Below are 8,085 nucleotides of genomic sequence, written 5' to 3'. Positions count from 1 at the left end.
CGGGACAGGAGTCAAGGGTGAGCGAAGCGAAATCGGCGCAGCCGACGCGACGCAGGAGCGCCCTTTACACCTGTCCCGGAGACGCGACACTCACACCAGGAGGGGCGGCCCCCATCCCAACAACCCCCGCCACCCACCCACCTCACTCAACACCGCCCTGACCCGCACCCGATCACGGCACAGCAACGCCCCACCTCAAAGCAGCGGGCGCTGGAGCAGCGTCGTCCAGAGGAAAGGCTCGCCGAAGTGCGGGGAGTCGGCGGGCTCGTCCCGCATGTGGCGCAGTTCCACCTCCGTCAGGTCCGAGAAGATCCCGCGCAGGGACTCCGGCGTATAGGCGAGTCCGCCGTGGAGGCGTGGTCGGCCCTCGTGGTAGAAGTCGGCGTCCGGGAGTTCGGAGCCCATCCGGCCGGACGCGAAGCAGGTGAGGGAGAGATGGCCGCCGGGGGCGAGGGCCCGGGTGAGCAGGTCGCGGTAGCTGACGCGGCGGTGTGGCGGCAGGTGGTGGAAGCAGCCGGAGTCGTAGATGAGGTCGTACGGACCGCTGAGCTCCGTGGCCGAGAGGCCGAAGGCGTCGCCGCAGTGGAACCGGATGTCCGCGCCGGCTTCCCGGGCGCGTTCCTCGGCCCAGCCGATGGCCGCCGGAGAGAGGTCGACGGCGTCCACCCGGAAACCCATGGACGCCAGGTACAGGGCGTTGCGGCCCGGCCCGCACCCCAGGTCCAGTGCCCGGCCGCGCGGGATCAGCCCCCGGTCGAGGTACGAGACCAGGTTCTCGTCCGGCTTCGCCACGAAGAACGGCACCGGCCTCGACCGGTCGGCATAGAACCCGTCCCACCACGTGGCCGCTTCACTCGTCCAACGGTCGGCCTCCGGCGCGAACAGGGTGTCCAGGAGCTTCAGCACATCGTCGACCGTGCGTATGTTCCGGTGTTCCGTTTCCATCCGCTCTCCTTCTCACGCTGGGACATGAAGAGGAGCAGCACGGTACGGACGGACGCGGAGAAAGCCCAGCTCGGAGCGGGTTACGGCGAATCCCGGAGAGGCGCCGAAGCCGTTCGGCCGGACCGGGAACGGCCCTCCGGCCCCCTCACCCGCGCACCGGCGCGACACACTGCCAACACCCCCTCCCGCAGCCGTCCCGGGGGCTTCTGGCGAAGCGGCCGGGCACGTTTCTTTACATCTCGTCCCGCCCCTTCCTCCGGTGAGCGCTACAACCTGTCCGGCTCCCGCTCACGTTCATGCCCACGTTCCCGTTCCCGCTCGCGTACCGGCGATTCGTCGCCCTTCGTCGGCGACGGCAGCTTCACCTTCGTCTTCACCTTCGCCAGCGGCCCGGCATCCCCGGCCGCCCCCGGCGCCGCCCCCGCCGGCACCGCCGGCACCGCCCCCAGCAGCTCCCGCCGCCCCGCCAGCAAGTACGTCAGCGCGAAGCCCACGCCCACGACCGTCGCGCCGCCCACCGCGTCCAGGACCCAGTGGTTGGCCGTGGCGACGATGGCGCAGACCGTGAAGAGGGGGTGGAGCAGGCCGAGGAGCTTCATCCACATCTTGGGGGCCAGCACCACGATCACCACGCCGCACCACAGCGACCATCCGAAGTGCAGCGACGGCATCGCCGCGTACTGGTTGGTGAGCGCCGTCAGCGCGCCGTAGTCCGGGTTCGTCAGGTCCTGCGGGCCGTGCACGGTGTCGATGAAGCCGAGGTCGGGCATCAGCCGTGGCGGGGCCAGCGGGTAGAACCAGAAGCCGATCAGCGCCAGCACCGTGGCGAAGCCGAGCGACGAGCGGGCCCAGCGGTAGTCGGCGGGGCGGCGTACGTACAGCACGGCGAGGATCGTCAGCGGGACCACGAAGTGGAACGACGTGTAGTAGAAGTTGAAGAAGCTCTCCGCCCACCCGATCCGCACGGCCGTGTGGTTGACCCAGTGCTCGATGTCGATCCCGAGCGCCCGCTCGATCGAGTGGATCTGGTGCGCGTGCTTCTCGGCGGTCTCGCGACCGCCCGTCGCGACGAGCCGGATGTGCGAGTACGCCGAGTAGCCGACCCGGATGACGAGGAGTTCGAGCAGCAGGTTCGGCCGGCTCACCAGCCGCTTCCAGAACGGCGCCAGCGGCACCCGGTCCCAGCGCGAGGGCACGGGCCGCGCGTACTCCGTCGGGACGGGCTTGTCGAAGTACGGCGAGGTACGCAGCAGGAACGGCACCGCGCACGCCGCCGCGAGCGCCGCGAGCAGCGGCACGTTCTCGCGCAGCGGGACGAGCACCTTCATGTTCGGCAGCATCATCTTGCCGGGCAGCGTCATCACCAGGATCACCACCGCCGGCCACACCAGCCGGTCCCGCGCACGCGTGCCGACCCTGCCCACGAGCGCCAGCAGCACCCACAGCAGCTGGTGCTGCCACGCGGTCGGCGATACGGCGATCGCGGCGCAGCCGGTCAGCGCGACGGCCAGCAGCAGCTGTCCGTCCTGGGCGTACCGCGCGGCCCTGCGCAGCGCGAGGAAGACGACACCCGCCGCCAGGACGACGAAGAGCGCGACCTCCAGCGGCCCTTCCAGGCCGAACCGGAGCAGCGCGCCGTGCAGGGACTGGTTGGCGAGGCTGTCGGCGCGTTCGCCGAGCCCGGCGCCCGCCACATGGTGCACCCAGTACGCCCACGAGTCGCCCGGCATGACGGCCCAGGCCAGCGCCGTCCCGGCGGCGAAGGTGCCTGCCGAGGCCACGGCCGCCCGCTTCCGCCCGGTCAGCCACAGCAGCGGTGCGAAGAGGAGGACGGCGGGCTGGAGCGCCGCGCCGACGCCGACGAGGACGCCGGCCCCGCGTTCGTTCCGTACGGCGAGTGTGCCGAGCAGCACCAGCAGGACGGGGATGATGCTGGTCTGCCCGAGCGAGAAGCTGTTGCGCACCGGCAGGGACAGCATCAGCAGGCTGATCGCGACCGGCGCGGCCAGCAGTCCGGTACGGCGCGACACCTGCCCCGGCAGCGCCCGCGCCACGACGAGGCCGAGGGCGACGACCAGCAGCAGGGTCCCGAGGGTCCAGGCGATGCCGAGGCTCTGCTCCGCCGAGCGTGCCAGCGGTTTCAGTACGAGGCCGGCGAACGGCGTGCCGGTGAACTGCCCGGTGTCGTACAGCGACCCCGTCACATGCAGAACGCCGTTGTCCCCGATCCAGGTCTCCAGATCGGTGAGCCGTTCCCCGGGCGGCTGCCTGAGCACCGCCGCCGCCTGTCTTGCCGCCAGCACCGCGGCGACCAGCCAGAGCACTGCGCGGGCTCTCCCGAGCCCACTTCCCGCAGCACCCGCCGCCGCACCGCCGTGCGCGCTGTGCTCTGCATTCGCCACGCCGCGCCGACCCTCCGTCCTGATTACGCCCGTCCTGGGCATAGAGCCTCGCACTGCCTCTCCGAAGAGACTCAGGCAACCCCCTCTTCGCCTGACTGTCACCCGTGTTTTGGCTGAATGCCCTTGGCTTCCGCGATATGTTCCCGCCAGAAACTAAATGGTCGACCCACCCGTCGTCGACCCGACCGTCACGGAGAGGCCCATGTCACAGGAGCAGTGGAACGCCGTCGACCGTTACTTCACCGACCGGCTCGCCCCGGAGGACGAAGCGCTCTCCGCGGCCCTCGCCGCCGCCGACGCCGCCGGCCTGCCCGCCATCAGCGTCGCCCCCAACCAGGGCAAGCTGCTGCATCTGCTGGCCCGCACGCAGGGCGCCCGTACTGTACTGGAGATCGGCACGCTGGGCGGCTACAGCACCATCTGGCTGGGGCGGGCGCTGCCCGACGACGGCCGGCTGATCTCGCTGGAGTACGACCCGGCGCACGCCGACGTCGCGCGCGCCAATCTCGCGTACGCGGGGCTCGACAAGATCGCCGAGGTACGGACCGGGGCGGCGCTGGACTCGCTGCCGGTGCTGGAGGCCGAGGGCGCGGGCCCGTTCGACCTGGTGTTCATCGACGCCGACAAGCGCAACAACCCGCACTATCTGGAGTGGGCGCTGAAGCTCACCCGGCCGGGCAGCCTGATCATCGTGGACAACGTCGTACGCGGCGGCGGAGTCGCCGACCCGGACACCACCGACCCGGCCATGCGCGGGGTGCAGATCATGATCGAGCAGATCGCCGCCAACCCGAAGCTCTCCGCGACCGCCGTGCAGACGGTGGGCAGCAAGGGATACGACGGGTTCGCGCTGATCCGCGTGCTGGCCTGACGCGCGTACGGCGGTACGGAGGGGACGGGCGGTACGGGCGGACAGGAGGGGTTACGCGGACCGGTGCCCGTAACCGCTTCCCCTCGCTCCCCTCCGTTCCGTACCGGTCACTCCCGTCACTCCCGTCACTCCCGTCACTCCCGTCGTTCCCGTCACTCCGTCACATGCGCCGCATGGTCCCCGGGCGGCTCCTGCCGTCTCTTCGGCCGCTCGCTCTCCGATCCGCACAGCTCGCTGTTCAGGTCCCGCACCAGCCGCACCAGATCGGTCGGCCGCTCCGGCCCCCACCAGTCCCCCAGCAGCTCCGCGAGCGACTCCTCGCGCGCCGCCGCCAGGTCCCGCGCCACCCGCGCGCCCGGCTCGGTGAGCGTCAGTTCCACCCCCACGCGCTCGACGAGCCCGCGCTCCTCCAGCTGCCTGGCCGCCTCGGTGACGGACGCGAGGGGTACGGGCGTGGCCTGCGCCAGGGCGGCGGGCCTGACCACGCCGTGGCGCCGTACCCGCAGCAGCAGCCAACTGGCCGCCGGGAGCAGGTCGTACCCCGCCCTGGCCGTGATCTTCTCGTAGATCCGCCGGCGCCCCTCGCGCGTGCCGAGCACCGACAGGGCGCGCGCCACCTCGTCGTGCGAGGAGCGGACGACCGGGTTGGACGCCAGGGTCTCGCTGGCCTCCGGGGCGGTCACCGAGCCGCGCAGCTTGTCCTCCTTGAGGAACCAGGCCACCACGAACCCCACCAGCACCACCGGCACCCCGTACAGAAAGACGTCGGTGATCGAGGTCGCGTACGCGTGCAGGACGGGCGCCCGCAGCGCGGCCGGCAGCCGGGCGAGGGACTGCGGGTCGGCGGCCAGCTCGCCCGCGCTCGCGCCGGGCGGCAGCGGCTTGCCCGCCAGCGCGCCGGCGAGTTTCTCCCGCAGGAGGTTGGTGAAGATCGTGCCGAAGACTGCGACGCCGAAGGACGCGCCGATGGAGCGGAAGAAGGTCGCGCCCGAGGTGGCGACGCCGAGGTCCTGGTAGCTGACGGCGTTCTGCACGACCAGCACCAGGACCTGCATGACCAGCCCGAGGCCGGCGCCGAAGACGAAGAAGTAGGCGCTCATCAGCCACGTACCGCTGAACTCGGTGAGGTGGTGGAGCAGCAGCAGCCCGACGGCGGTGACCCCGGTGCCCAGGATGGGGAACACCTTCCAGCGGCCGGTGCGGCTGACGATCTGCCCGGAGAGCGTGGACGTGATCAGCAGCCCGAGCACCATCGGCAGCAGATGCACGCCCGACATGGTGGGGGTGACCCCCTGCACGACCTGGAGGAACGTCGGCAGGTACGTCATCGTCCCGAACATCGCGAAGCCGACGATGAAGCTGATGCACGCGACCAGCGTGAACGTCCTGAGGCGGAACAGCCGCAGCGGCAGTACGGGCTCGGCGGCGCGCCGCTCGACGCCGATGAACACCGCGAGGAGGACGAGTCCGAGCAGACCGAGCCCGATGATCCCGGCGGAGTCCCAGGCCCAGGTGGTGCCGCCGAGCGAGGCGACGAGCACGAAGCAGACGGCGACGGACGCGATCAGGAACGTGCCGAGGTAGTCGATGGTGTGCTTCGTCCGGTGCACGGGAATGTGCAGGACGGCCGCGATGACGAGCAGCGCGACGGCGCCGAGCGGCAGGTTGACGTAGAAGACCCAGCGCCAGCTGAGGTGCTGGGTGAAGAACCCGCCGAGGAGCGGCCCGAGGACGCTCGTGGCGCCGAACACGGCGCCGAACAGGCCCTGGTACTTGCCGCGTTCGCGCGGCGGGACCAGGTCGCCGACGATCGCCATGGACAGCACGATCAGCCCGCCGCCGCCGAGACCCTGGAGCGCGCGGAAGCCGATGAGCTGCGGCATGTTCTGGGCGATGCCGCAGAGGGCGGAGCCGATGAGGAAGATGACGATGGCGGTCTGGAAGAGCTTCTTGCGGCCGTACTGATCGCCGAGCTTGCCCCAGAGGGGGGTGGCGGCGGTGGAGGCGAGCAGGTACGCGGTGACGACCCAGGAGAGGTGTTCGAGCCCGCCGAGGTCGCTGACGATGGTCGGCAGGGCCGTGGAGACGATCGTCTGGTCGAGCGCGGCGAGCAGCATGCCCATCAGGAGCGCGCCGATGGCGACGAGTACGGTGCGCGGTTTCCGGCCGTTGCTGCCGGAGGCCTGCTCCGGGGATGGGTCCGGGGCTGGGTCCGCGTCCGGGGCTGGGGCCGGGTCCGCGTCCGGGGCTGGGACCGATCCCGGATCCGGATCCGGATCCGCCGGGGGGCTCGCTTCCTGGGCCATGCGGTATCGCTCGCTCTCTACTCCGGACGCCTCAGATGTCCATCCTGACGGCTCTGTCCGGTTATGGCCTGCCGGGACCGCCCCCACGCGCCCCAAGGAGCACTGCATAATCAGCGGCAGTTCAAGGGGAGGGGACCCAACAGTGAGCGGACAGCTCTGTCCCGAATGCGGTACGCCGCGAGCCGCGCTGGGCAGACCCGGCTGCGGCTGCGCGGAACGCGCCGTACAAGCCGTACAGGCCGGACGTTCGGAGGAGATCGCGGCGTCGGAGGACTTCCATCCGCTGCGCATCAGACCGTACGTGCCGGTGCCGCCGGGGGGCGCGGACGAGGCGGGAGGGGCCGGCGGGGGCGGGGCCGACGAAGGCGGGGCCGAAGGGGCGACTCCACCGCCACCGCACGCACCGCCCACCACGCCGGACGCCACCGCCGCTGGCGCTGACGCTGACGCACCGGACGTGGAGGACGACCGGCCGACCACCGCACTACGGGTGATCGCGGCCCCTGCGGTGATCCCTACGGAGACCCCGGCGGCGGCCACGACGGCCGTCCTGCCCGTCATCGCGTCCGGGCCGGCCCACTCCACCGCTCTCGTACCCGTCGTGTCCGCCCCCGTGCCCGCGCCCGTGCCCTTGTACGCTCCGGCACCCATACCCGCGCCCCCGTCACCACCCGCGCGCCGCAGATCCCTCCGGGTCGCGGCGATCGCGGCGGCGACCGTGGCGGTGGTCGGCACTGCGGCGTTCGCGGGCGGGCTGTTCCAGGGCGGCGGAGAGCGGGACACGGCGCTCCCGGACAGCACGTCGTACGCGGGACAGCCGGACGCGACGGCGACCGGCGCGGACGCGTCCGCGTCGCCGTCCGCACCGTCGTCCGCGTCGGGTTCCGGAGGTACGGGGACCTCCGCGACGGCCACGGAGTCGGCGCCGTCGGACGCGGCGACGTCCACCGCGTCGCCGGGGACGTCGGCGGCGGCCTCCGACGCCGCGGGGGCCGGGACGGGGTCGGACAAGGGGACGGGCACGTCCGCGTCCGGTGAGCCGGACGCCTCGAAGTCCACCAAATCCGCGGGGACTTCGGGACCTTCCGGATCACCGGGGGCATCGAAGGGCGCGACGGCGCCGCCCGGCTCCGATCCCGACCCGACGGGGGCGACGCTGCGGCTCGGTGACTCCGGGGCCGAGGTCGTGGAGCTTCAGCAGCGGCTGAAGCAGCTTTGGCTGTTCCCGGGGGCGGCGAACGGGGAGTTCGACGCGAGCGTCGAGGAGGCCGTCAAGATCTTCCAGTGGTCCAGGAACACCCTGACTGACCCGCTCGGCGTGTACGGGCCGGACACCCGGCGCGCACTGGAGGCGGAGACCAAGCAGGGCCAGGGACAGGGGCCGGGCCGGGGCCAAGGACGCAATTAGCAGGGGCGGGGCGGGAGGCGACGCGGGGGCGGGGGGCGCGCACAGCGGCGATCGACCCGCTTTGTATAATGGCGAAACAAAGTGGCTCCGCCCGTTCACCCTGACCGGCGGGCGGGGCCACTTGTCTCGCTTTACCGCCCTCCCTGGAGTCCG

Annotated in this window: 5 protein-coding genes; 2 read left to right on the top strand and 3 right to left on the bottom strand. The window is 71.8% G+C overall.

The window, feature by feature from the left end:
- Window positions 1-195: 195 nt before the first annotated feature.
- The gene (locus AB0389_RS32900) at window positions 196-945 is read right to left on the bottom strand and encodes a methyltransferase domain-containing protein (RefSeq protein WP_366399201.1); all 750 of its coding nucleotides are present in this window, start codon (window positions 943-945) and stop codon (window positions 196-198) included.
- Window positions 946-1,211: 266 nt separating this feature from the next.
- The gene (locus tag AB0389_RS32895) at window positions 1,212-3,269 is read right to left on the bottom strand and encodes a bifunctional glycosyltransferase 87/phosphatase PAP2 family protein (RefSeq protein ID WP_366399200.1); all 2,058 of its coding nucleotides are present in this window, start codon (window positions 3,267-3,269) and stop codon (window positions 1,212-1,214) included.
- 280 nt (window positions 3,270-3,549) lie between these two features.
- On the opposite strand from AB0389_RS32895, the gene AB0389_RS32890 reads away from it, so the two are divergent.
- Entirely contained in the window at window positions 3,550-4,218 is a 669-nt protein-coding gene (locus AB0389_RS32890; protein WP_366399199.1) for an O-methyltransferase, read from the top strand.
- 152 nt (window positions 4,219-4,370) lie between these two features.
- Here the strand turns inward: AB0389_RS32890 and AB0389_RS32885 are convergent, their stop codons facing one another.
- The gene (locus AB0389_RS32885; protein ID WP_366399198.1) at window positions 4,371-6,524 is read right to left on the bottom strand and encodes an MDR family MFS transporter; all 2,154 of its coding nucleotides are present in this window, start codon (window positions 6,522-6,524) and stop codon (window positions 4,371-4,373) included.
- Between the two features lie 142 nt (window positions 6,525-6,666).
- On the opposite strand from AB0389_RS32885, the gene AB0389_RS32880 reads away from it, so the two are divergent.
- A complete protein-coding gene (locus AB0389_RS32880; RefSeq protein ID WP_366399197.1) occupies window positions 6,667-7,932 on the top strand; it encodes a peptidoglycan-binding domain-containing protein in 1,266 nt (421 codons plus the stop codon).
- The last annotated feature ends 153 nt before the right edge of the window (window positions 7,933-8,085 follow it).

Origin of the sequence: Streptomyces sp. NPDC093109, from assembly GCF_040701725.1 — a bacterium.
In the GTDB taxonomy this organism is placed as follows: domain Bacteria; phylum Actinomycetota; class Actinomycetes; order Streptomycetales; family Streptomycetaceae; genus Streptomyces.
This window is presented reverse-complemented; position numbering and strand designations above follow the sequence as displayed.